The sequence below is a fragment of the Thermosediminibacter oceani DSM 16646 genome (assembly GCF_000144645.1).
Taxonomy (GTDB): Bacteria; Bacillota; Thermosediminibacteria; order Thermosediminibacterales; family Thermosediminibacteraceae; genus Thermosediminibacter; species Thermosediminibacter oceani.
Genome location: NC_014377.1, coordinates 765,338 through 789,381, shown reverse-complemented (window position 1 = coordinate 789,381; position 24,044 = coordinate 765,338). Strand labels below are relative to the sequence as shown.

The following is a 24,044-nucleotide window of genomic DNA, read 5'->3' as shown; positions in this document are numbered from 1 at the left end:
GAGAATATGGCTCGCTACCGGATATCTTAATAAAGTTACAGGAGTGAGAAACCGGTGAAAACTTACAATATGAGCAAACCAACTACCATACACTAAAGCTCTCTCTTTAAGGGTTCTACCCTTTAATGGAGCCAAGGAGTCAGCCCCGGGGGAGGCAGCTATTCCTCCCCCGTTTCTTTAATAATCCTTTTCGATTACACATACCTTGCTTTTAATTTACATCAGCGTGCAGCGTCTTTATTAGGACCAATCAATCCTTTTCGATACGCATTAGAGAATTTTCTGCAATGTCTATCCTGGCCTGCTATTGCTTCGGCCGCCAGCAGCGTTGTCATCATTTCTCTATTGCACGGATCCATGATGGCTGAATCCATTCCTGCAAAGATCGCTACAGTTAAGAAGGCTTGATTGATCACTTTTCTCAAGGGCATGCCGAAAGAAACATTGCTTAATCCCGAAGTGACCTTGACGTTTGGAAAGATCTTTTTTATACTGACCAATGTTTCGACAAACTTCTGCACCGATTGGTTATCAGTCGCTAGTGCCATGACCAGGGGATCTATATGTATCCGCTCGGGGCTAATATCATATTTTTGGGCCTTTTCAACAAGTATTTTTGCTATATCTATCCTTGTCTGGACGTCCGAAGGAATTCCTCTATTATCACAAGTAAGCCCGATGACCTGCCATTGGGTACCTTTTATCAGGGGGTATATAATTTCGCATTTATTCCTTTCTTCGGATACCGAATTTATTATTCCGGGCTGCTGCGCATATTTTAATACATGCTCTATGGTTTTAGGATTTGGGCTGTCAATACATAGAGGTTTGTCAACCGCATCCTGGACAATTTCCATCAGCCATTTTAAAGTTTCTTCCTCTACCTCCGGGGCTGTCCCCGCACACACATCGATGTAATCGGCGCCTGCTTCTGCCTGTTTAACGGCAAGATCGCGAATAAAAGCTTCATCTCTTTCTTCTATAGCCTTTTTGACACGCGGAATTGTACCGTTGATTTTTTCTCCAATTATAATCATGTTTGTTCTCCCCCTTTTTATATTAAATTTTTATAATTTGCTGTTTTCAGAACGGTCCCCTCCGGGCACCTTACATATTACAGCCAGAAGATTTATCCGCCAGACCTGCGCAAAATGCACCCTGATAGAAAATAAACCAAACTAGTATATACATGTATATTCTTTGATTTAAGTTAACACATTTTTTAATATTTGTCAATGTAATTCATTTTGAAATTGTAATTATTCTGCTATAATGTTCTAGATTAAATGAAGGGTCCGAAATTTTTTCTACATTGCACTAACGGATTTTAAGCACTTTTTAATTATCTTTCTGGAAAAGCAAAAAATAATAATTTTGACTTTCGGCTGAAATTTGATAATATTAGAGTAAGATTGTAAAAATAAAAAGTATCTGTCCGAAAGGGGAGATTCTTCTGGCTAAAAAGGTCAGGGTCCATTTCCCAAATCTAAACAAAACAATTATGATTGGCGAAAGCGAAACAATTGCATCCGCTTGCGCCTTTGCAGGTTTTCCACTGGATCAGGTTTGCGGAGGCAGGGGGACCTGCGGAAAATGCAAAGTGGAAATTGTCAAAAACGGGGAAACAAAAGAGGTTCTAGCATGCCAGGAAAAAGTGAGCGATGAGCTAATAATACTGTTGAAGAGAGATCAGATAAATAAAAAGGTCAATATTCTGACAGAAGGCGATCTTATACCTGTCGAATTTGACCCTGCCGTAAAAAAAGTTTATATAGAAAAAGAATCCCTCAAAACCCCTCCCTGTTCGGGTGATTGGGAAAACATAAATAATTTATTGAATGTCGATATAAAAACTCCTTCACTGGAATTGCTTCAAAAATTATCAAATATTTTGCACAAGCAGGATATAAGCGGTATCACACTCACTTATTGGCACAACGAGCTGCTAGACCTGGACGTAAACAACACCGAAAAAGACTTATACGGTTTTGCCATAGACGTTGGCACCACAACGGTAGTAGCATATTTATACAATCTTCACACGGGAGAAAGGATGGGTATTTATTCGGCATTAAACGGTCAGGTTTCCGAAGGTGCCGATGTAATTACAAGAATCCTCGCTTGCATAAATAATCCCGGTGGCCTGGCAAAACTTCAGGAGAAAATCTTAGACACGATCAATCAATTAGTCGAACAGGCCGTGAACGAACACCATATCGATAACGGTGATATTTATTACGTTGCTCTCTGCGGAAACTCTACGATGCAGCACTTGTTTTTGGGTTTAAATCCCGAGTTTCTTGGTAAATCCCCGTTTACCAGCACCACAACGAGCGGTGTCGTTACGAAAGCAAAACAGCTTAATATAAACATAAATCCTAACGCAATCGTATACTTCTTGCCCCTGATCGGAGGTTTTGTAGGCGCTGATACTTTAGCAGTATTACTTTCTCTCCCCGAAACCGATCATCTCGGATATCGATTGATAATAGATTTGGGAACAAATGGCGAAATCGTCATCGGAAACAAAGACAGAATGCTCGCCGCTTCAACGGCTGCAGGACCGGCTCTAGAGGGAGGCGGGATACAGTTCGGTATGCGGGGAACCACCGGGGCTATAGAGAGGGTAAATCTTCAAAACGGAAACATTGCCATTAAAGTAATAGGCGGTGGTAAGCCCACCGGTATCTGTGGTTCCGGATTAATCGACGCAGTGGCGGAAATGCTGAGGGTTGGTATTATTACGGAGACTGGAAAACTGCTGAAAAAAGAAGAATATCTCAATACATGCCCTCCGGAATACAGAGGACTGGCAGACCGGTTGGAAACAATAGACGGTATAAATTGCTTCATTCTCGCTACCGAAGAACAGTCTCAAAACGGCCAAAAGATATATATCACTCAAAAAGATATTCGGGCTGTTCAGCTGGCAAAATCAGCCATATACACCGGGTGTAACCTTTTAGTTCAGGAATATGGAATTAAACCGGAACAGCTCAAGGAAATTCTCATTGCCGGAGCTTTCGGCAATTATATCGACATTGAAAAGGGGCAATATATTGGCCTTTTGCCTTCTTGGGGCGTTCCGACCCGTTCCATAGGCAATGCAGCAGGGGCTGGAGTACAACTTTTCATGTTGTCTAAAGAAATTCGCGAAAAAACCTACGATATTCAAAGAAAGGTAACGCATATAGAGTTAGCTACAAATCCATATTTCCAGAAGGAGTACCTTAAAAATTTGAATTTCTCAAAGTGTAATAATTCATACCGTTAAAACTATTTTTTATCCAATTTTATCAAGTTTCAGCCTGGTTTTTGTATTTTTCACTTATTTTGCTTTCAGAAAAATACGATTCGGCATACAGCTTGCAGTAATCCCCCCTGAAATACGTTATTCCCAACCCGATCGGCTTTCCTTCTCTATTATAGAGTTTCTGCTCCACCACCATTAAAGGTAACTCGTTATATATATTGAGATACTTTTTCGTTTCCTCGTCAGGAATTTGAGCGTAAATTATAAGCTCTTTTTTTATCGCAAAAAGCGAGGTGTTTTTTGCAACCATCTCTGGAAAAGTTGCATACCGTATTTCTTTTTCGACAATCGGCAACCCCTTACAATAAGGCAGGTATTTTACATCGTAAGCTACAGGTTCTCCCTCAGTAAAAAAGAGCCTCCTGATTACAACTACTTTCTTATTCTTTGTGATCTGTAAACTATTCATTAATTTATAGTTAGGCAAAATTATATTGACTTCCAAAAGTTTTGTTTTATCAACACTGCTGATAAAATTTTTCATTTCATCGTAATACAGTGTATAGATATTATTATCCGGCTCTCGAACAAAATTTCCTTTCCCGGGAATAGAATATATATAACCTTCATTGGCAAGCAATGCCAGCCCTCTCCTGACCGTCATACGGCTGGCTTTATATGTCTTACATAAAGTATTTTCGGAATAGATAGCGTCTCCCGGCTTAAGTTCGCCGTTTTTTATTTTTTCTTTAATATCTTTGGCAATTTTAAGATAGATAGGCAACCGCATATTATCCCACCGCACCCCATCATATTTTCCCAAGCATTTGTTTACACAGTCTGACACCTTCAGAAGCATCATTTGTGTAAAAATCAGCACCTATATAATCGCAGGCTTCCTTCGTTAAATGACTTCCACCCAAAATAATCTTAACATCGTTTCTTACTCCAGCTTCAACCAATGCATCTACAATCTCCTTCATCGAGTCTATAGTGGACGTTAGAACACCGCTTAATGCTACAATATCGGGTTTGTACTTAATGACGCTTTTAGTGAACACCTCTTTCGATACATCTACCCCCAGGTCAATGGCTTCAAACCCGTTCGCCTTCATCAGGCCTTCAAAAATTTCTTTCCCAATATCATGCAAATCACCCTTGACCGTTCCCACTATCACCCTTCCCAATATCTCATTACTCTTTCTCTGGAATTTTAATTTCATTTTTTCCAATTCCAAAACCTCTTTAAAAATAAGACCGGCCATAATTAAATCAGCTATAAAATATTTTTGATCCTCATATAATTTCCCCACTCTTTTTACGCCTTCTTTTATTAAATCTAGCAAGAACAGCGGATCCATGCCTGCATTCAGCGCTTTGCTCGCCAACCTAATAACTTTCGTTTCATTCAATTCTTCTACCGCCTTTATTATCGATTCTTCTACACTTATTAGATTCTTCATAAAGTCCCCTCCCTGTACAATTATATACTTTTAATTTATGTTCTTCAATTCCGCTGGAGAATTAAGTGCGTATAATTGTGTAAAAAGGAAATTTTAATAAAATTGAGCCACTCCCCACCCTCTACCAGAAACAAGACCTAACCGGAGGGATGAGAAATGGCTCTTTATATATACTTAAGCAGTGCGAGAGGAACCGGCAGCGGTTTTGCAGCGGGCCTTTATACCGAGTTCAGGAAGGAACAAAAATACAACTGCAGCCAATAAATAGCACATAGCAGCCAAACCGAACATAAGTTTAAAATTTGTACCCGCCAGTGGAGCGATGACAAATGTCGGGATGCAAAAAGCCCCAATCAGCTGCATGGTGGCAATGAGTCCACCGGCACTGCCGGCGTAAACCGGACCTATTTCGGGAAGCAGCATGGGAAAGGACATCAGCATCGGTGATATAGATGCGTTCATAAAACCATTAATAATGAACAGCACCCACATGATGGCGCCCAGAGGCGTCTGCCAGGCGTAGAACATGCCCGCAGCCGATAAAAGGGCCGCTGTGATCAGGAAAGGCTTCATATAGCCCAGGCGGTCGCAAATAACGGGGCCGAGTATACTGCCCGCAAATCCCCCTATGGTTCCAAGGGAAGCTATAAAACCGGCCTTAACGGGATCTATCCCCCTTACGGCGTAAAGCGCATTGGGGAGAAAACCTGAAAAGGCCATCATGGCACCCATTATGAACATCATGGCAAAACCCACCAGCCATATACTCCTGCTTCTAACAGCGACACCCAGGTAATTGATCACCGGCATGGCCGGCAAATCCGGTGCTCCTTCGGGCTTATCCTTCATGAACAACACCCAGAGGGCAGCGATTACCGCACATATCACACCAGCGGTAATGAATGCGCTCTTCATGGACGGGAACATCGCCGATGTAGCTGTACCGATGGCCATTGCGCCAGTAGCGGAAGCCAATACCACTCCCATAGCGCTGCCGATTTTCTCCGGAGGAAACCATGCTCCCAGCAGTTTTGAGATATTGGCGTTCAGGAAAGCCGAGCTGCACCCGGCCATAGCCATCAGGATTAACATCTGCCAGTAGTTTTTCGCTGTAAAGCGAAAGGTGATCCCCACTATCGCGAAGAGAAAACCTACGGTAACGACCCTTTTCACTCCGAATCGGTCAGCCAATGCCCCGACAGCAATACTAAAGAAGATAGACGGCAGCATGGGCGCCGACAGGATGCTGGCGTACTGGGAAGGTGTTAGATTGAGGTCGGGGATAAGTTTATACGCAAGGGACGGGATCTGAAACTGGGCATAGCATCCGATAAATGTCGCCAAACACGTAATGGCGAGAATGACCCACCGGTACGAAGAGTGCGGCTTTATATTATCACCCATCAACCACATACCCCTTTCTGAGAATTTTGTTTGTGAAATCAAAGGAATAAAATACCATCACGCTCATGCACCGAGCGTGATGGCACTCCTATTCTTTGGTTATGTATTTTTCTATCTCAAGCCGCAAAGTACCGCCGTAAATCGCTTTTATACGAGAAGGAACATCAAATAATGGAAAATAGTTTCTTCAAGGTTCTCAAGTTTCGGCCTGCCGAAATCCGAAACTTCTGGGTTCAACGCCTTGTATTGCTCCCAGGTCTTATAGTATTTGCTTTCGAATTTTCTTGAAGGTTCCACTTTATAATCTTCTTTATTAAATACCATACCGGCAGTTTCACCCGCATTGCTGTAAACGGCGTAATCCCTTACGGTTTCGGCCACCGCACACAGGCATTCTAATTTAATATCACCATACAGCAGAGGAGTCTTATCGAAGTTAAATATATATTTGCCGCCCGGAGCAAGGATATCGATGTACCTCTTGACTTCCTCTACGCATTCTTCCTTCGTTTTGGTCTTAAGATTCATTACTGGATAAAGACCCGTAATTATGTGCTTCTTGCCCAGCTTTTCTTTTATAACCTTCGGATCACCGTATTCGAACCATAGAATCGTATCGGTCGGAAGTTCATAAAGATAATCAAGGTATCTCGTCCAATCGTGCTCACAGAATAAGATGCAGTGAATACCCATTGATGCATATTCATCCAGCAGCCTCTTGAAACTCGGCCAGTATAATTTTTCAAAATCCTTTTCCCTCATAAATGGCGGCATGTGCAAGGGGATAAATATCTGGTTTGAATTTGCCGGTGGTAAGCCCATTTTGAATACTATCGGATAGAGAGCGTCGCAGGCTGCCGCCACTTTATCGGGCATTCTCCTTATATCCATGCTGATTCCTTTGAAACCCCTTAGTTGATCTGACAAAAAATCAAATGGAGCTTCCGTAAAACCGCCCGAAAATAATCCCCCGGGATAATATCCGTATTTTTCTTCCATTTTCTTTATGATTATTCCCGATTGCATAAAATCGTCGTTGTACGCCAATATACTTTTAGCTAAATTAATTGCGCAATTTATGGGATCTTCCGGATTAAACGCTTTGTACTGTCTCGGAATAACCCTTTCGAGAAGGCAGTCATAAGGATTTTCAATTAGATAGTCATAGTCTTCCGGAAACATACCCGTTACTTCGGGATGCTGGATAAATCCGTTTGAAGCCATTCGAAAGGACTGGGACTTTAGTATTTCATAGAAAGAAGGATATCTCATAGATCCCATAAAGACGCATATGTCCGAGTATACCGTCTGGCATATTTTGTCAACGGCTTCTTCAACAATGGCCGGATTCCACTGGGCTTCACAAAGGTCCAGACCGCCGAACTGGGCTATAACCTCAAATGGAAGGCCTATATTTACAGGCACTCTCTTTGGAATTTTATCGTTGTAGACATCTTGATATATGCTTATTCTTTCCTGCTGCAATGCTTTCACATCTGTCATTTATTTCACCCACCCCTGACATATTTTAACGCCTTCCGCGGCGTTGGTCGTAAAGGCATCGGCTCCTACGTATTCGCAGGCTTCTTTTGTCACGGGATTGCCCCCGATTATAATCTTGACTTTATCTCTCAAACCGGCTTGCTTTAGCCCTTCCACCGTGGCCTTCATGGATTCTATGGCGAGCGTGAGAACCCCGCTCATTCCCACTATATCCGGTTTGACTTCCTTTACCTTTTCCACAAAGGCGCTCACCGGCTGGTCGATCCCCAAATCGTACACCTCAAATCCAGCAGCCTCGGCCATACTGCGGAATATATTTTTGCCGATGTCGTGCAAATCGCCGTGAACCGTGCCCAGTACTATTGTGCCTACCTTCTGCGCACTTTTACCACCTATGACAGATTTTAGGACATTGATGGCTTCCGTAAGCAGTTCTCCGGCGAAAATAAGGTCACCCACAAAGTATTCGCCTTTTTCGAACAGGTCTCCTACTATTCCCATTCCTTCCTGACATGCGACAACTATTTTCTGTGCTTCCTCTTCGGTGGGATTTGATTCAACGAACTCCGTAAGCATTTGCTTTACCTTTTCCTCATCCAATTCGCCGACTGCCTTTTTTAACTCATCTAAATTTATCATGATTTATTCCTCCTCGTTAAGACTGCAAAATGCTAATTTCACAATTACTGTATTTTTTTAATCCTCATAAATACATAATGCCCTTCAACTTTATATTCGCTTTTACCGACCTATGTACTACTATCGCCCCCTTCAAGGCCCCGTTATTAAAACTTCAGAAAAAAGATGTATATACATATCTTAAGCATATACTAGTTCGACCGGATTATCAAGTATTTTCAGTATTTGATTTATTATTATTTTTATTTGAAGAATCAAAATTGCCTATTATATCTATTTCAGGTGCCATGAAAACATGTTCCGTGCCTTGGCGAAAATTTTAAATTGGGTTGGTCTAGGGTCACTCTTATCACCTCCTGTAGCCCGTGAAAACTGGTGACTACTCAGAAAAGAGTAAGACCCCTGCGGTGCAGCACTGATTTCTTACGCATGAGCTGAGCCAACAGGCCTTCCGGCCCCTGGGATCAGCAGGCCAGGGGTGCACCCACAGTTGCCCTGTCAAGCTCTTATCGCGCCGCGTGGTTGTTAGGTGTTGCACTCGCAGGGCACGCCCCTAATCCTGGGCAACTTAAGGAGGTATCTACCTTGGCTTAGGTTATCTTTGCGTGTATCGATGTCAGCGCTTCTAAGCTGGATTTAGTATGCATTGATGAACAGGGTATTCAACTTTCTTCTTCCAGATCCCTTCCCAATAATCTCGAGGGTGTCAACACCTTAGTTCAGGCATTGGATTCCATCGCTAATAATGTCACTAAGATCAATATAGGTCTGGAAGCTACTTCAGTTTATGGTGTACTTCTTAATGGATTCTCCTCATTTGAAGCCTTATTCGGTCGAGGTTTTTGAAATTAATCCTTCTCTCGTAGCCGGCTTAAAAGAGCATTTGGATCAAAGTTCCTTAAGACATTTATTGACGCTTACATAATCCAGAAAAGATACGCTTCGGGCATCTTACGTTACAGTCATGAGCCTTCTGTTACAGAACCCCTGCGTCAGCTCACCCGGCTTAGAGTGCGCCTTGTCCACCTTATAGTGGAGGAGAAAAATCGAGCTCTGAATCTTCTTGCTTTGAGGTTCTCTAACATACTTGGTCCTGGCTGCTAACTCGTTGCCGGTGCACAACGAGGAATATAGAGCTTATTATCAGACTAAGTATCAAGAGGTAACCAAGCACCAGCATGAAAGAGTGCTGGTATTGACTGACCGCTTGTTGGCCAGCGACGCAAGCCTTCCGACGCAAAAAGCGACCCGTTGGATGTTCATATTTTGGCGGAACTGAGCAGAACGGATATTAACCGCTTGATTTCTTGCTTAAAGAATATTTTCTGACTAGCCTCGTGCTTTTTTCTTATCCTACTTTGCTTGTTGTTAAGGAAATAGAGCGGCTTTTAATTCTCCATTCCGCCAGCAAATTGTCCGCCCCAGTCTGTCTGGAGCGGCTTTGTAGTACGTAATACTTTCCAACTTTAAAATTGTCTTGTCGATCCTAATGTACACTATCGCCCCCTTTGCGGAGACTTTTAGTAAAAATTCTTAAAAAGATGTATATACATGTTTTAATACTAGTATATACGAGTTCGACTGAATTGTCAAGTGTTTTTGAATTTTAATTTATCATTATTTTTGATTGAAGAATACAAAAATATATTTTATTGCTATTTTTAGTGTGGCGAAAGCATGCCCCATATCTGGCGCTGCTAAGCTTGAAATATATAGGCATCTGACATAATTTTTAAATATATTTATTTCTTTAATTTTAATATTTTTTTAGTTATAATAGTATCAGGATAGTATAATGTGTAAAAAAAAAGTTAAGTAAAAATTAAAGAGCCAACCTCCCAACAAGACCTTTCACAACGGGGAGAATATGGCTCGCCCAAAAAATGTAAGAGCAAGACTTTTATTGAAGGAGATACCATTTATCATCGTAAGTGCCTCCGTCGTAAATAATTGCGAGAACAGCCGTGTAAAGAGCAGGATAACCTAAGAATTTAAGGAGTGAGAAACCGGTGAAAACTGTCGTCCTAGCTTGTCAGACGATATACGATGAATTAAACCTGGCAATTAAGGAAACGCGCTGTGAATATCCCGTCATCTGGTTGGACTCGGAATACCATTTAGACCCCGATCGTTTGAGGTCAAAGCTTCAGCAGGAAATCGACTCTCAAAAAAACGTCGACAACATAATATTGGCATATGGTTTTTGCGGCAATGCAATATTGGGTTTGACAGCCTCTACCGCAAATTTGATTTTTCCGAAAACCGATGATTGTATTTCCCTATTATTGAGTAAACCGGGAGAGCTTAAACGTTCAAAAGATGCTTATTATCTTACCAGAGGCTGGATAAATAGTCCCAGAAGCTTCATGATGGACTACAAGTATGCTTTAGAGCGTTATGGGGAAGAAAAGGCCATAAAAATTTTCCGGTACATGCTAAAGAATTATAATAAACTTATACTTATAGATACAGGAGCGTACAACGTGGCAGATTGTTTGAATGAAGCTCAAAAAATTGCCGAAATTGCCGGGTTAGAGCTAATCATAGAAAAGGGTGATTTGTGGTTGCTTAAAAAAATGTTAACAGGCCCTTACGATGATAATTTTTGCATTGTCAATCGAGGAGAAAAAGTGAATATCGCGCATCTAGGATATAATTACAATGCGCAAACCAACTACCAAACATTGAGGCTTTCTCATTAAGGCTTCTACCTGAAACGGAGCCAATGTCAACCCCGGGGGAGGTAGCTATTCCTCCCCCGTTTTCCTTTTCATTTCCTAGGAAATAGCTTCCCTTTAATTTTTTGAAAGTACCGGATTAAAATTTACTCTCTTTAAAAGAATTCTAGCAAATGCTGTATATATAGGTATATGAAAAGCCTGGCCTATAATTGCTGAGGGAATTTTGTAGACTAGCGGAACACCGAACAGTTTATAGAGGAAATACGGGACGAGTATAATCGATGTTATTATCTGCGTTGTTGCAATAGCTAAAAACAGCTGCCAAAAAGCGGGTTGTTTAGTTTTAAAAATTCGTAGTACCAGCGCGGGTATTATACCGTCTAATGCTGCTGTTAACGTAAAATGCGGCATATAAGCCCCCATGGGGTTTATCCAGTAACCGATCAAATCCCCCACGGCACCCACTATACCACCCGCAACCGGTCCCATTGCAATGCTCGCAAATATAGTAGGAAATCCTCCAAATCCAAACCTTCCAAACTCCACTCCTCCAAAGCCTATCCGTATACTACCTATCCTCGTAAGCACTATGTTGAGCACGATGAACATGGCAATATAGGTGATTTTTCTCGATTTAAAATAATTCATTTTATATCCTCCTTCCGGAATTAACCTTTACCAGAATGTACCACATGCAGGAGCTCATGCGACTTCTCGGAAAGGGGTCTGCCCAAAAATTCCGCATATAAAGCCTTAATGGAGGGGTTATCTCCGGCCTCTATTTTGGGCAGGCCCAGTTCGTAGAAGTATAATGCCTCCTTTCTTTTTCTCACCGTTTTTTGCCTCAAAGACCTTTTTGGAATTCGCGGCTGGCCTCCTCCGCCGATACAACCGTCCGGACATGTCATCACTTCTATAAAATGATAATCCGAATTTCCTTTTCTGATCTCTTCCAGGACCGGTATTATGTTCTTAAGGCCGTGGACCACCGCGATTTTTACCTTCTTATTCCCGATATCTATAACGGCTTCTCTGAACGCTCCGCCTTTCCTTAACGGCTCAAAGGCAATGCTTTTCAAGGGTTTGCCGGTGAGTTTCTTTGCCACGGTCCTCAGGGCTGCTTCCATCACGCCTCCACTGGTTCCAAACAGCGCTCCGGCACCGGTGTACTCTCCAAAGGGAATGTCAAAATCCTCCTCCGGCAAGTCAGCTAGCTCCAACTGCCTGTCTTTGATCAATTGCGCCAGCTCTCTCGTAGTCAATACCGCATCCACGTCTCTTGCCCCGGACGAATTCATCTCGGACCTTGCAGCCTCGAATTTTTTGGCAGTACACGGCATAGCCGAAAGCATAAAGATCCTCGCCGGATCTATACCCTCTTTTTCCGCCATATAAGCCTTTACCACGGCTCCAAACATCTGCTGGGGCGATTTGCAGGAAGAGAGGTGATGCACAAGATCGGGATAGTTTTTTTCCATAAAGAATACCCATGCCGGGCAACATGACGTAAACATTGGAAATGGTCCGCCCTTTTCCATTCGTTCCAGAAATTCATGCCCCTCTTCCATAACGGTGAGGTCTGCAGCAAAGCACGTATCGTACACCCTGTCAAAACCCATCTTCCTGAAGGCTGAAGCCATCCGGCCCGGAACTATCGTACCGGGTTCCATGCCGAACTCTTCACCCAGGGTTACTCTCATAGCGGGAGCGCTCTGGACGACTTTAATTATACTGTCATCCTCAAGGGCCTCTTTAACCCTTTCCAGATCTGACCGATCTCTTGCTGCGCCGGCGGGGCAGGTTACTACACACTGACCGCAGTTAACGCAGCGGCGTTCGTCAATCCCATGCGGTATTAAAGGTTCGCCGGAACAGGCCTCCACGCTGCAAACCTGTGAACATAACGTACATCCCTTGCAAAGTTCCTGATTTATTTCAATTATCGCCATGTTTTTCACCCCCGGCGGAGATATTCACAGCACAAGCCTTTAATTGAGGCGTCTTGGCTTCGGGATCCAGTACATCGATAGTCAAATAATTGGCAGCAGCTTCAGCGAAGTGGAAGGGTACAAATACGACACCCTGTTTTATTTTTTCAGTAACCCTGGCGGGGGCTTTTATCCTTCCTCTTCTTGACTTTATATAAACCATATCGCCGTTGGAAATCCCAAACTTTTGCGCATCCACAGGATTTATCTCAACAAAAGGCCCGGGACATTTTTGGTTGAGGAAATCGATTTTTCTCGTCATAGTGCCCGTATGATAGTGATAAAGCACTCGCCCGGTTGTAAGCACGAGCGGATATTCTTCATCGGTCTTTTCAGCAGGGGGCGTGTACTTTACCGGGATGAATTTTCCCTTTCCTCTTGCAAAGGAGTCCTTATGAAGGTAAGGTGTCCCCGGATGATTCTTATCAGGACATGGTACCTGAATGCCCGGGCCCTCCAACCTGTCATAGGATATTCCTCCGTAAGATGGGGTCAGGCTTGCGATTTCATCCATTATTTCGGAAGGATGTTTGTAATTCATGTTATAACCCATGCGTGCAGCGAGCTCTACTATGATCTGCCAGTCCGGTTTGGAATTTCCCAAGGGTTCAATGGCCTTCCGCAGTCTCTGGACCCTGCGATCGGTCGTTGTGAAAGTCCCATCCTTTTCTGCGAAGGAACAGGCCGGGAGCACCACATCGGCAAATTTTGCAGTTTCCGTTAAGAATATGTCCTGAACCACCAGGAATTCAAGGCCTGCAAGCGCTTTTTCTGCATGAGAGAGATTGGATTCACTCACTGCAGGGTTTTCGCCTATTATATACATAGCCTTGATTATTCCTTCTTCTGCGGCTTTAAACATTTCAGGCACAGTCAATCCCGGAGTATCCGGAATTTCAACACCCCAGGCTCTCGAAAATTTTTCGCGGACCTTCGGGTCTGTCACTTTCTGGTAACCGGTGAGGACATCGGGGAGCGCACCCATATCGCAGGCTCCCTGGACATTATTCTGGCCCCTCAAGGGGCAAAGACCCGTCCCGCGCCTTCCCACATTGCCCGTGAGCAACACCAGATTTGACAGGGCGATTACGTTGTCGGTGCTGCAGTTATGCTGTGTTATTCCCATGCAGTAGAGAATCATAGCCCTTTCCGCCCCGGCGTAAATGCGAGCAGCCCGCCGTATATCTTCCGCCTTTACACCCGTTACCTTTTCTGCCCTTTCGGGCGTCCACTGCAGGACATCCTGTTTCAGCTCTTCAAAGCCTTCGGTTCGTTTTTCAATGAAATTTTCATCAAAAAGCCCGTCTTCTATTATCACATTCATCATGGCATTTATTAGAACCGTATCGGTACCGGGCGAAAGGCAAAGGTGAACATAGGCCCTCTCGGCAAGGTACGTCCTCCTTGGATCTGCCACTATTAACTTTGCTCCGTTCTTTACGGCTTCAATTATGCGGGAACCTATTAACGGATGCTGTTCCGTAGTATTCGAGCCTATCACAAATAAAACCTGGGTTTCTGTTATCTCTTCTATCGAGTTTGTCATCGCTCCAGCACCCATTGTCTTGGCCAGACCGGCCACAGTGGGGGCGTGTCAGAGGCGGGCACAGTGGTCTATGTTGTTGGTAGCCAGAACGGCTCTCGCAAATTTTGACATCAGATAATTTTCTTCACATGTGGCTCTTGCCGAGCTTAAAACGCCAATAGCGTTACCGCCGCTTTCTTCCTTTATCTTGCGGAATCTATTGGCGACAATGTCCAGGGCTTCATCCCAGGTCGCTTCTCTGAAATCACCGTTTTCTTTGATAAGCGGAGTTTTCAGCCTTTCAGGGGAATGCACGAATTCATGGGCCAGCATTCCCTTAATGCAAAGCGTCCCCTTGTTTATTGAGTCTTTGACCGCCGGAGATGTCCGGACAATCTTGCCGTTTTTCACGTGAAGGTTTATCCCGCAACCGCATCCGCAGTAAGGGCAAACTGTTTTAACATATTTAAACAATAGCACCACCGCCTTTTAAAACACCTTCTTCCCAATTTATCGCTCTAAGCGGGCAGGCTTTATAGCACAGCGAACATTCCATGCACATCTCATCGTTGATCTCATATACCTGCTTTTCTCCGCCCTCCTTTTCCCCTATGGCATCGAAGGGGCACAGCTTGTAACACGTACCGCAGCCGATACATTCGGTCTTGTCTATTACAAACAATAACCCGACCCCCCGTTTTAAGTTTGTTTATTACATTCACAATTTTATCCCTTTGTTATATTTTTTGTCAATACATCGTTAATTGAAAAGTGATAATATTTCAGAATTTTTAGGTTAAGAAAAATAAAAAAAGCATGAAGCAGTACTTCATGCCCAGCTTGTAGACAAAGCCGCTTTTAGGATGCATAACCTAAAAGCGGCTTTTTGTTGAAGGCGAAGAAAATTTTTAAGAAAAACGAATGTAAAGCGGGGACTGTTGGCGGAAACGTTCCCCGTCTTTTCTTCCATAAAGCCAGCTTTTTTAAATTCATGCATGCGAAAAGAAGCGTGAGGTAATGTCCAACTTTCCTCAAGCCTCGTAGATTTGTATAGCGCATGCCATGCTTTTCCTTCGCATCGGCAAATACCCGCTCGATGGTCTGGCCGCGCATTTTGTATAGTTCTTTACCCCATTGGGTGTGTCTTATATCTTCCGCTATTTCTATGTAATGCTCCCATATATGCCGAGTTATGATTTTTGTGTAATTTTTACTTTTGGTGCACTGTAGGCGCATGGGACATTTACAGCATATTTGGGGGTTGCTCCTATATTCCCGGTATCCCGCCCGGTTGGTGGTGCTGTATTCTAATATTTGGTTGTTGGGGCATATGTAACAATCATAATATTCGTCATAGACGTATTCGCGTTTTTTAAAGTAGCCATCTTTGGTCATCGGCCTCTTGTAGGGCATAACGGGAAGCGCTCCTGCCTCAATGATTTCTCTGCATATCCCGGGGGTTTTGTAGCCTGCATCAACCACTACCGCCTCTATTTTAGAAAATTTATCGTTTACTTCTTGAAATAAATCGGAGAATACCTGGCTGTCATGAACATTTCCAGGTGCTATTTTGACACCAAGGACAAAGTTGTTCCGGTCACAGGCTACAGAAGCTGTGTAGGCAAAGCAGCGCTCTTTTTCCCCTTTTTGAAACATCCCACTTTCAGGATCTGTGGTGCTTACCCTGACTTTTTTAGAGCTATTTTCTCCTTTGTTGTTATCGTCATCATCATCTTCTTCTTCAAAGGGCTTTTTACCGTTTGCTTCCCGTTCGGCGTTGATTTCTTTTAAAAGTTCTTCCTTATATTTTTGAGTCCGTTGCTTAGCGACTTTCTCGATATATTTATTCTTATTGGCACTGGCTTTTATGTGAGTAGCATCGATAAATACTGCATCTGTTTTAACAAACCCGCATTCTATTGCTTCCATCAACACCCGCTCGAATATCTTTTCAAATAGATCACTTTCCTTAAACCGCCGTTCATAGTTTTTTCCAAAAGTTGAAAAGTGAGGTATTTTTTCTTGTAATCCATAGCCTAAAAACCAACGGTAAGCTACATTGACTTCTACTTCTCTGATGGTTTGGCGCATGGAGCGGATTCCATACAATGCTTGGAGCATGAGTAGCTTAATTAACACTACCGGGTCAATACTAGGTCTTCCTGTATTTTCGCTATATAGGTCTTTTACTTCTTCATATATGAAACTAAAGTCGATGCTTTCTTCTACAGCTCTAAGGAGATGGTCTTGAGGCACCAGGCTATCGATGCTTACTAATTCTACTTGCTTTATTATTTCTCTATTTTTCTTCGTTAACATTTCATCGCCCCACAATATTTTTGTATCTTCTTTAATTTTACTAAAAAGCTGATGATTTTTGTACTACCTTTTGCAAAAAAAGACTGTCGACAGTTACTTTGTCGACAGTCTGAGCATGAAGCAGTACTTCATGCCGTAATTAAACATCAAAAACAACTATACGGGCAGGTCTTTTTTGTAATAAAGGCCGATTTCGCTGCCCACGTTTCCCAGGCGCTCCCTCAGCGCTTTTACCTTTTCGAGCTCGTAACCGAGAAGCTCTGATATTTCTTCATCCTTTAACCCCAGAGAAACAGCGTCGAGAAATAAGTAGGGGTCAATGCCGAACTCCCTTTTTACTTCATCGGTGCTGACGCCCAATTTGCTGTAAAACCCGTCGTGCTTTTTTGCCCTTCTGCTCTGACCTTGATCGAACCTGTCGATTTCGAGCTTGCCCTCTTCGTCGACCCAGGCCGCCTTAATCTCCGACAGGCGATTGATCCCCTTTTTCTTCAATTCCACCAGCAGACGGTCTATACCCACACCGAGGGTATCGAGGTTGTTTTGTTCAACTTGGCCCTGATGGACCACCACCGTGGGGAAAATACCCTGGGACGGCTCTAGTCCCAGATCTTTTGGGGTAACGGGCTCCCTGTCCTTTTTCTTCAATATGCTCAGCTTGCCGTTGGGCTCGATGGTGGCCTCTTGAACTTCATTTATGTCGGTCACATTTTTTTCCCTCAACAGAATCAATAGGTCGGCGATGGTTATGCGCTCTTTTTTAAGATTTTGTACTATGACTTCTCCGTCCTTGACAAGTACGGTGGACGTGCCCTGGAGTAAGTTTTCTAATTTCCTGTTTTTCATTATAAGTATTGCCAAAAGATAATTCAGTACGGATATCACGATTACAGGTATGATGCCGAAACTCAAAGGAATCTGAAAATCCTCTAGCGGTATAGCAATAGCGGAACCCATTATGATTATGAGAATGAGATCAAAAGGAGAAAGCTGCGCTATGGTTCTTTTACCCATTATTCTGACGAGCACGAGGCTGGTGGTAAAAAGTATCACCGATCGGTAAGCAAGAAGCATAAATTCCTTCAGCAGGGCATTCATTCCTGAATCGTCCTTTCCAATTCTTGTAGATTTTTAAGGAAAGCGCCGAATTTGCCGATCATCAAAAGCCCGTTTCCGGCATCATTTAGGGCTTCCACTGCCTTCAAGGTGCTCTTTTGGACCTGGAAGACCACAAGCCCTATGCTCTCGTAAACCCTCTGCCTTAAAGCCCGTATTAGATTTTTTACCCTTACCGCATCCTCACCCCTGCCGTATTCCTTGAGAAATTCCGCTATCAATTCCATTTCGCCCAGTTTTTTGCTCAGCTCGATATGACCGGACGATTTGACCAAAAGCTGCTGCAGGGTTTCGTCGAGGTCCGTTTCAAGAGCTTTCAACTCGTTCAACAACGCTTCCATTTGGGCTTGCAAGTTCATGATATCGCCTGCGGTTTTGACACACGTTCTTCCCATAACGCGCCCTCCGACTCGATTTCCTATCTCTTTTATTTTTCAGGATTTTAACGGTTTTTATTCAGGACATGGACTTTGCTTTTTCGACTATTTTTGCTATACTAAAAAAAGGTTTATATTCTCGGGACCAAGAGGTGTATGATGAAACGGTTAATATGCTGTAAACTGATTCTTATCCTGATCCTATTAATAGCTTCAACCAGTAAAGTCACCGCAGCACCTTCCCCGCCTTCTATTGTTGGCACTGCCGGGATTCTCATGGACGTCAAAACCGGCAAGGTGCTCTATGAGAAAAACGCCCACCTAAAGCTTGAACCCGCCAGTACCACCAAAATAATGACCACAGTTATCGCTCTTGAAAAAGGTAAGCTTTCAGACACGGTTGTCACCGGCAGGGAGCCGACTCTGGCCGATGGAACTCGAATTTATCTGGAGGAAGGAGAAAAACTCACACTGGAGCAGATGCTCTACGGCATGATGTTGAACTCCGGCAACGACGCTGCAGTAGCCATAGCCGAGCATATAGCCGGCAGCGTCCCCGAATTTGCAAAGCTAATGAACGAGAAGGCGAGAGAAATAGGGGCCAAGAACACCAATTTTGTAAACCCCAGCGGTCTCCCCGACAAAAACCATTACACGACGGCCTACGACCTGGCTCTCATATCTCGATACGCCCTGCTGAATCACCCCGAATTCAGGAAAATAGTATCCACCAAAACCTTCAAAATACCTTGGCAGGGCAAGGAATGGGACAGGCTCCTGATAAATCACAATAAAATGCTGTGGAGGTATGAGGGAACCGACGGGGTAAAAACCGGGTATACCCGTTCAGCCGGGCAGACTTTCGTCGCATCGGCAACCAGAAACGGGTGGCAGCTTCTTGCAGTAGTACTTAAATCCCAGGGCAGAAATATTTACAGCGACGCTCAAGCACTGCTGGACTACGGGTTTGACAACTTCGAAAAGAAAGATGTGATAAATAAAGGTCAGATCATCGATAAGATCGACGTAAAATACGGCACTCCAGTGGACCTGTTAGCCGCGTCGGACTTTACTGCGGTTGTAGAAAAAGGAAGCGGTCCCATAGATGTAAAGAAAAATATATATCCCGGCGTAAAGGCGCCTGTTGTAAAGGGGCAGGTGCTGGGGAACCTAGATTTTTACCAAGGCGGCTCGAAAATCGGAAGTGTAGCTCTTGTCGCCGCCACCGATGTTCCCCGCAAAATTTACACCAGGTGGTGGTTCTGGACCTCGGCTTTAATAATGCTGACTTATGTTCCCTTCAGGATCTCCGTGGGGATAAAAAGATATAAAAGACACAAACAGAGAGCCAATTATCTTTACTATTATAAACAAAGGAGAAAAAGGTGGTAGCAAAAAAAAGACCGCACCAAAATGCGGTCTTTATTACTATTTCTTTAAAATATACACGGTCACCCAGCGCCTTCCGAACCGTCGGGCTGCAGCTTCGGTATCAAAGAAGAGGTCGATTTTATCTCCCTTTATGGATCCGCCGGTGTCTTCCGCCCGGGCAAAACCGTAGTCGTCGATGTAGAGCTCTGTTCCAAGAGGTATAACTTTCGGATCGACGGCAACTACGCCGACTCGCGGTTTCGTACCCAGCGCAGTAGGGCTGCCGGTATGCGTGTAGGCCGTAGCTAGCATTCTCAGTTTTTTCGTGTAGGCGAATTTAACCCCGCCGCGGGAAGCGACCGTCAGTCCTCCTTTTAACACAATCTCCGGTTTGGCAGGTTTCACTACCACACTCTCGGTGGTCTTTTCGACAACCTTTCCGTCTTCCAACCTAATCCTGGTTATGAGTTTTTCCTGTCCCTCTTCACCTTTCTGGACCAGCTTTTTTTGCCCCAGGGGAAGGTTATAGTCCACCCTTGTAACCGTTTTAAAGGGAATTTTCTTGATTTCTTCTACGACTTTTTCTTCGATCCTGATAACCTTTATATCCGCGGGCCTTTCTATGTATGCAGTCCTGGAAGGTTGGATTTTGTCTTTTTCTTTAAGTTTTATACCGGCTTTTTTTACTATGTTCTCCACTGTATCCGGCTGTGTCTTCACGGTGACTTCTCTGCCGTCGGCGATTACTTTTACCTCAAAGGCCCGTTTTATGTATATTATACTGCCGTCACTAAGCTTTGACGAAATATCCGGCGTTACCACGTCCTGGGCTGAAACGGATATATTCTTTTCATCTAAAAGATCTTTTACTGTAGTGCTGAAGGTCTTAACTTCGATTTTTTTCCCGCCATCTATAATACTTACACTTTTTTCCCTGTTATAGTATCCCCACAGGGCTGCCGCAATTCCTGCAGCGACAACCAGGATCATTATAGCCCATGGAGATCTTTTTAGCAATAAAACTCCTCCTTTAGAACGTAATTTTAAAAAAACCCCTTTTTATATTATATAATATGTGTCAAGCCACATACAATTTCCGAAATTGCGATATAAATTTTTGGGGTTAATTGTAAAATTAAATGCGACAATAAAAAATTCTCGAAATCACAAGCGTCTTTACGGCAAGAGCATTAGCGAGCGGCCTGACAGCATCGAAAAGCGCGAGGAATTCGGCCACTGGGAAATCGATACTGTCCTTGGAAAACGCTCTAGTGATAATGTTCTGCTGACCCTAACGGAAAGAAAAACTCGCTATCATCTGCTTCTCCCATTGGCAAACAAAACTGATGAGGCAGTGGATGAAGCGTTAAAACGCCTAAAAACTCAGTATGGCTCTATCTTTTCCCGAGTGTTTAAAAGCATTACTGCGGATAACGGTAGCGAGTTTGCTAATTTGAATGTCCACGGAATTATCGTTTTCACAAATTGAACGGGTGCAGAATTGGTGTAATACCCTACCCCGAAAAATCCTGGGCTACCGGCAACCAGCAGAACTCTTTTTCCGGGAAATAGAGCGACTAACTTACGAACTTCAGCATTCATGATTGAAAAACCCAACATCATTCGGGTTTCCAAAAAATGTGTCGCATTTAATATTGCATTTTACGAAAAAAATTTCTACAACAAGTTACAAAGAACTTGTTGTAGAAATTTTAATGTGCATTGCATTTTACAATACTATCCAGCAGGCTTCTCAGCTGCTAGATCATCTCATTTATCCATTTAATCTTATTTTATAATCCTTTTTCTCCTCAGCAAAGTAAGCATGGAAATACATAAAAGGTATGATAATAGCTCCGCCGACGATATTCCCCAAAGTAACGGGAATAAGATTGTTTAAGAAAATCTGCGCCCAGTTTATATCCATTCCACCGAATTTAGCTAAAGATAGGAAAAACATATTGGCTACGCTGTGTTCGTAACCCGACAGCACAAAGAGCATTATAGGAAACCAACACGAGAATATCTTCGAAGTTATATCCAGAGACGCCGTTGCCATGAACACTGCTAAAACCACCAATATATTGCATAGAATACCTCTTATAAAAGGTGCTATAAGATCTTGAAAAATTTTATTTTGTGCAATTGAAAAAGTTAAATATAACACATTTCCTTGCAGCAGGCCGCTTTTATAAACTAAAAACGCAAGAATTACCGACCCTAAAAAATTCGCAAGATACACGGTAGCCCAATTTCTAAAGAGAGCATTTACCGTGATTTTCCTCCTCAGCACTGCAAACACCATCAAGTTGTTGCCCGTAAAAAGTTCCGCGCCGCAAACCATAACAAGCATTAGTCCTACGGGAAATACCATTGCTCCAACAAATTTCATTAACCCTGCATCAATGTTCTTCATAGTCTGCATAATGATAATACTGGCAAATCCCCCAAATCCTATATAAACTCCCGCCAAAATACCCAAAAACAACATCTGTTCAAAAGATAATGCTGCTTTTTTAACTCCATTGGATATGGTTAGATCGATAGTCTCTTGTGGTGATAAAAATCTTTTCTCCACCGCAAACCCCTTTCTATTGTGTTATATAATACCATAAATACGCATTTTATTTTGTACTATACTATACTTTCTGTAGTTTGTCAATTTTTACAATACTTTTTGGTAAAAAAATTCCTTCCAATAGGAGGTACAAAGTAAAAGTACTTCTTTGTAGAAGCATTTTAAGGTGCACTCCTATTGGAAGGAACATCAATTGATATCTAAAACAATCGCTTAGACTCTGTAGGTTTAGGCGGGAAATCACAGCTCTATTTTTTTCCAGTAGCCCTTTTTAAACTTGTGCGCCATTAAAAGGGCCTCCACAAAATACTGTATAACCGTTGCTACCCATACGTATTCAAGTCCGGCCCTCAATATAAACACGACGGTAAAAATCAGAGGAAGCCTTACCAGCCATAAAGTTACAAAGGTAACTGTAAACGGGCCCTTCGTATCCCCAGCCCCTCTCAGTACTCCACCAAAAGTCATCGCCACCGCTATGGTGGCTTGCTCAAAGGCGCCTATCCTCAAACATCGGGCCGCAAGATCTCCAACCTCAGGTATATTGGTGAAAAGGCCAGTGATTTGCCCCGGTATTAGAAAGAACACCGCTCCGACAGTGCTCATGAGGAAAACGGAGAGCCTGGCGGCTTCCCAGGCAGCCAATTCCGCCGTTTTCTCATCCCTCGCCCCGAGGTTCTGCCCCACCATCGTGGAGGCCGCCACGGAAAAACCGTACCCCGGCATGAAGGACATGGATTCAGCACTCACCGCCACCTGATGGGCAGCAAAAGCGGTGGTACCAAGGCGGTTGATCCATATAGCAGAAATCAACCTGCTAGCGCTATAGGAAAGTTCTTCCATGGAAGCCGGTAGGCTCAAGGAGACAATGCGGCCCATCAGTTTCAAATCGATACGGGAAAGTTTTCTAAAATCGAGTTTTATAGGGCCGAATCCCGAGCTTACATAACCGAATGTGACAGCCGCTGCGACGATCTGGGCAAAGGTCGTGGCTATGGCCGCCCCCTTGACTTCAAGCCTCGGGAACCCCAGATTTCCGAATATCAGGGCATAATCCCCTATAATGTTGAGTATATTGCCCGTCGCGGCCGAAATCATCGGAATGGTGGTGTTTCCCGCTCCCCTGAGGGCCGAATTCATAACAAGGGTCGGCACCATGAACGCCACCCCCACAGCCACAATTTTTAAATAATCGGCGCCGAGGGAAGCTACCACCGGATCCCTAGTGAGGGCACGGAAAATGGGAACCGCCCCCAGATTATATAGTAACCCCAGTATTGCGCCCAGAACCAAGGATATCAGCAAAGCCTGCCCGGCTATGTAATCCGCCCGCTTGTTTTCACCGGCACCCACGGACCTTGCCACCATAGCTGAAGTTCCTACCCCCAGGGCGCCGAAAACGAAAGTTACGGTAAAGGCCAGCTGTGCTCCCAAACCTACCGCACTCAGGGCTCCGGCGCTCAAACGCCCGACCATGGCAGTATCGACAGTCCAGACGATCGTGCCCGATATCATTTCCAGTATGGCGGGCCATGCAAGGCTCATAATCCGTTTGCGCAATAAGTAACGATTTCCAGCTTGGGATGCCTGTTTCATAAACTCCCCCGAAAACTATTTGAAGTATAAAAATAGCTTTCAGGTAAAACCCTGAAAGCCCTGGATTTTCTCTAACTGGCGGGAGTATGTGGGAATCGAACCCACCTCGGAGGTTTTGCCCCCGATGCTGGTTTTGAAGACCAGAAGGCCCACCAGGGCCTATCTACTCCCGTACATAAGATTATGATAGCAGAAAATATTACTTTTTTCAACAGTGATCGTCAGATAATC

The 24,044-nt window shown here is 43.7% G+C and carries 19 protein-coding genes, 1 tRNA gene and 3 pseudogenes; 6 read left to right on the top strand and 17 right to left on the bottom strand.

Features of this window, described 5'->3' with window-relative positions; genetic code table 11:
- Nucleotides 1-221 precede the first annotated feature (221 nt).
- Nucleotides 222-1,037 (bottom strand): methyltetrahydrofolate cobalamin methyltransferase, encoded by an 816-nt coding sequence (locus tag TOCE_RS03975; protein ID WP_013275603.1) that lies wholly within the window; start codon nt 1,035-1,037, stop codon nt 222-224.
- Nucleotides 1,038-1,501: 464 nt separating this feature from the next.
- Here TOCE_RS03975 and TOCE_RS03970 point away from each other — a divergent pair, with 464 nt between their 5' ends.
- Nucleotides 1,502-3,274 (top strand): ASKHA domain-containing protein, encoded by a 1,773-nt coding sequence (locus TOCE_RS03970; protein WP_013275602.1) that lies wholly within the window; start codon nt 1,502-1,504, stop codon nt 3,272-3,274.
- Nucleotides 3,275-3,296: 22 nt separating this feature from the next.
- Here the strand turns inward: TOCE_RS03970 and TOCE_RS03965 are convergent, their stop codons facing one another.
- The 5 genes from TOCE_RS03965 to TOCE_RS03945 form a co-directional block, all read right to left on the bottom strand.
- Nucleotides 3,297-4,043 (bottom strand): GntR family transcriptional regulator, encoded by a 747-nt coding sequence (locus TOCE_RS03965; RefSeq protein ID WP_013275601.1) that lies wholly within the window; start codon nt 4,041-4,043, stop codon nt 3,297-3,299.
- Nucleotides 4,044-4,062: 19 nt separating this feature from the next.
- A complete protein-coding gene (locus tag TOCE_RS03960; protein WP_013275600.1) occupies nt 4,063-4,716 on the bottom strand; it encodes a cobalamin B12-binding domain-containing protein in 654 nt (217 codons plus the stop codon).
- Between the two features lie 174 nt (nt 4,717-4,890).
- On the bottom strand, nt 4,891-6,120 hold the full coding sequence (locus TOCE_RS03955) for an MFS transporter (protein ID WP_013275599.1): 1,230 nt from the start codon (nt 6,118-6,120) through the stop codon (nt 4,891-4,893).
- A 147-nt stretch (nt 6,121-6,267) separates the two neighbouring features.
- Entirely contained in the window at nt 6,268-7,623 is a 1,356-nt protein-coding gene (locus TOCE_RS03950; protein WP_013275598.1) for a uroporphyrinogen decarboxylase family protein, read from the bottom strand.
- Nucleotides 7,624-8,262, bottom strand: a complete 639-nt coding sequence (locus TOCE_RS03945; RefSeq protein ID WP_013275597.1) for a cobalamin B12-binding domain-containing protein — start codon at nt 8,260-8,262, stop codon at nt 7,624-7,626.
- 597 nt (nt 8,263-8,859) lie between these two features.
- Between TOCE_RS03945 and TOCE_RS12900 the strand changes: the two genes are divergently transcribed.
- The 3 genes and pseudogenes from TOCE_RS12900 (at nt 8,860) to TOCE_RS03940 (ending at nt 10,964) form a co-directional block, all read left to right on the top strand.
- Nucleotides 8,860-9,108, top strand: a complete 249-nt coding sequence (locus TOCE_RS12900) for an IS110 family transposase (RefSeq protein WP_223156857.1) — start codon at nt 8,860-8,862, stop codon at nt 9,106-9,108.
- 238 nt (nt 9,109-9,346) lie between these two features.
- Nucleotides 9,347-9,475: pseudogene (locus TOCE_RS12895) on the top strand (IS110 family transposase); the annotation flags it as partial.
- A 796-nt stretch (nt 9,476-10,271) separates the two neighbouring features.
- Nucleotides 10,272-10,964 carry a DUF1638 domain-containing protein gene (locus TOCE_RS03940; protein ID WP_013275596.1) on the top strand — a complete coding sequence of 231 codons (693 nt, stop codon included), beginning with the start codon at nt 10,272-10,274 and terminating at the stop codon, nt 10,962-10,964.
- A gap of 93 nt (nt 10,965-11,057) precedes the next feature.
- Here TOCE_RS03940 and TOCE_RS03935 read toward each other — a convergent pair whose 3' ends face one another.
- The 7 genes and pseudogenes from TOCE_RS03935 to TOCE_RS03900 all read right to left on the bottom strand — a co-directional run bounded on the left by TOCE_RS03935 (nt 11,058) and on the right by TOCE_RS03900 (nt 18,286).
- The gene (locus TOCE_RS03935) at nt 11,058-11,591 is read right to left on the bottom strand and encodes a folate family ECF transporter S component (RefSeq protein ID WP_013275595.1); all 534 of its coding nucleotides are present in this window, start codon (nt 11,589-11,591) and stop codon (nt 11,058-11,060) included.
- Nucleotides 11,592-11,611: 20 nt separating this feature from the next.
- On the bottom strand, nt 11,612-12,892 hold the full coding sequence (locus TOCE_RS03930; RefSeq protein WP_013275594.1) for a [FeFe] hydrogenase, group A: 1,281 nt from the start codon (nt 12,890-12,892) through the stop codon (nt 11,612-11,614).
- Nucleotides 12,879-14,930 (bottom strand): formate dehydrogenase H subunit alpha, selenocysteine-containing, encoded by a 2,052-nt coding sequence (locus tag TOCE_RS03925; RefSeq protein WP_013275593.1) that lies wholly within the window; start codon nt 14,928-14,930, stop codon nt 12,879-12,881. The genes TOCE_RS03930 and TOCE_RS03925 overlap by 14 nt, the downstream gene beginning before the upstream one ends.
- Nucleotides 14,923-15,138 (bottom strand): 4Fe-4S dicluster domain-containing protein, encoded by a 216-nt coding sequence (locus tag TOCE_RS03915; RefSeq protein WP_041423851.1) that lies wholly within the window; start codon nt 15,136-15,138, stop codon nt 14,923-14,925. Before TOCE_RS03915 ends, TOCE_RS03925 begins: the two co-directional genes overlap by 8 nt.
- Before the next feature lie 109 nt (nt 15,139-15,247).
- Nucleotides 15,248-16,775: pseudogene (locus tag TOCE_RS03910) on the bottom strand (IS1182 family transposase).
- Between the two features lie 156 nt (nt 16,776-16,931).
- Nucleotides 16,932-17,873, bottom strand: a complete 942-nt coding sequence (locus TOCE_RS03905; RefSeq protein WP_013275592.1) for a YetF domain-containing protein — start codon at nt 17,871-17,873, stop codon at nt 16,932-16,934.
- The gene (locus tag TOCE_RS03900) at nt 17,870-18,286 is read right to left on the bottom strand and encodes a hypothetical protein (protein ID WP_013275591.1); all 417 of its coding nucleotides are present in this window, start codon (nt 18,284-18,286) and stop codon (nt 17,870-17,872) included. Before TOCE_RS03900 ends, TOCE_RS03905 begins: the two co-directional genes overlap by 4 nt.
- A gap of 141 nt (nt 18,287-18,427) precedes the next feature.
- Here TOCE_RS03900 and TOCE_RS03895 point away from each other — a divergent pair, with 141 nt between their 5' ends.
- The gene (locus tag TOCE_RS03895) at nt 18,428-19,660 is read left to right on the top strand and encodes a D-alanyl-D-alanine carboxypeptidase family protein (RefSeq protein ID WP_013275590.1); all 1,233 of its coding nucleotides are present in this window, start codon (nt 18,428-18,430) and stop codon (nt 19,658-19,660) included.
- Between the two features lie 36 nt (nt 19,661-19,696).
- Here the strand turns inward: TOCE_RS03895 and TOCE_RS03890 are convergent, their stop codons facing one another.
- Nucleotides 19,697-20,656 (bottom strand): resuscitation-promoting factor, encoded by a 960-nt coding sequence (locus TOCE_RS03890; protein ID WP_013275589.1) that lies wholly within the window; start codon nt 20,654-20,656, stop codon nt 19,697-19,699.
- A gap of 100 nt (nt 20,657-20,756) precedes the next feature.
- Between TOCE_RS03890 and TOCE_RS03885 the strand changes: the two are divergent.
- Nucleotides 20,757-21,243, top strand: a pseudogene (locus TOCE_RS03885) (IS30 family transposase); the annotation flags it as partial.
- Nucleotides 21,244-21,413: 170 nt separating this feature from the next.
- On the opposite strand, the gene TOCE_RS03880 reads toward TOCE_RS03885, so the two are convergent.
- From TOCE_RS03880 to TOCE_RS03870, 3 genes are all read right to left on the bottom strand, one after another.
- On the bottom strand, nt 21,414-22,217 hold the full coding sequence (locus TOCE_RS03880) for a formate/nitrite transporter family protein (protein WP_013275588.1): 804 nt from the start codon (nt 22,215-22,217) through the stop codon (nt 21,414-21,416).
- Nucleotides 22,218-22,457: 240 nt separating this feature from the next.
- Nucleotides 22,458-23,813: an MATE family efflux transporter gene (locus TOCE_RS03875; protein WP_013275587.1), complete on the bottom strand. Its 1,356-nt coding sequence runs from the start codon at nt 23,811-23,813 to the stop codon at nt 22,458-22,460.
- 76 nt (nt 23,814-23,889) lie between these two features.
- A tRNA-Sec gene (locus TOCE_RS03870) sits at nt 23,890-23,984 on the bottom strand.
- Nucleotides 23,985-24,044 lie beyond the last annotated feature (60 nt).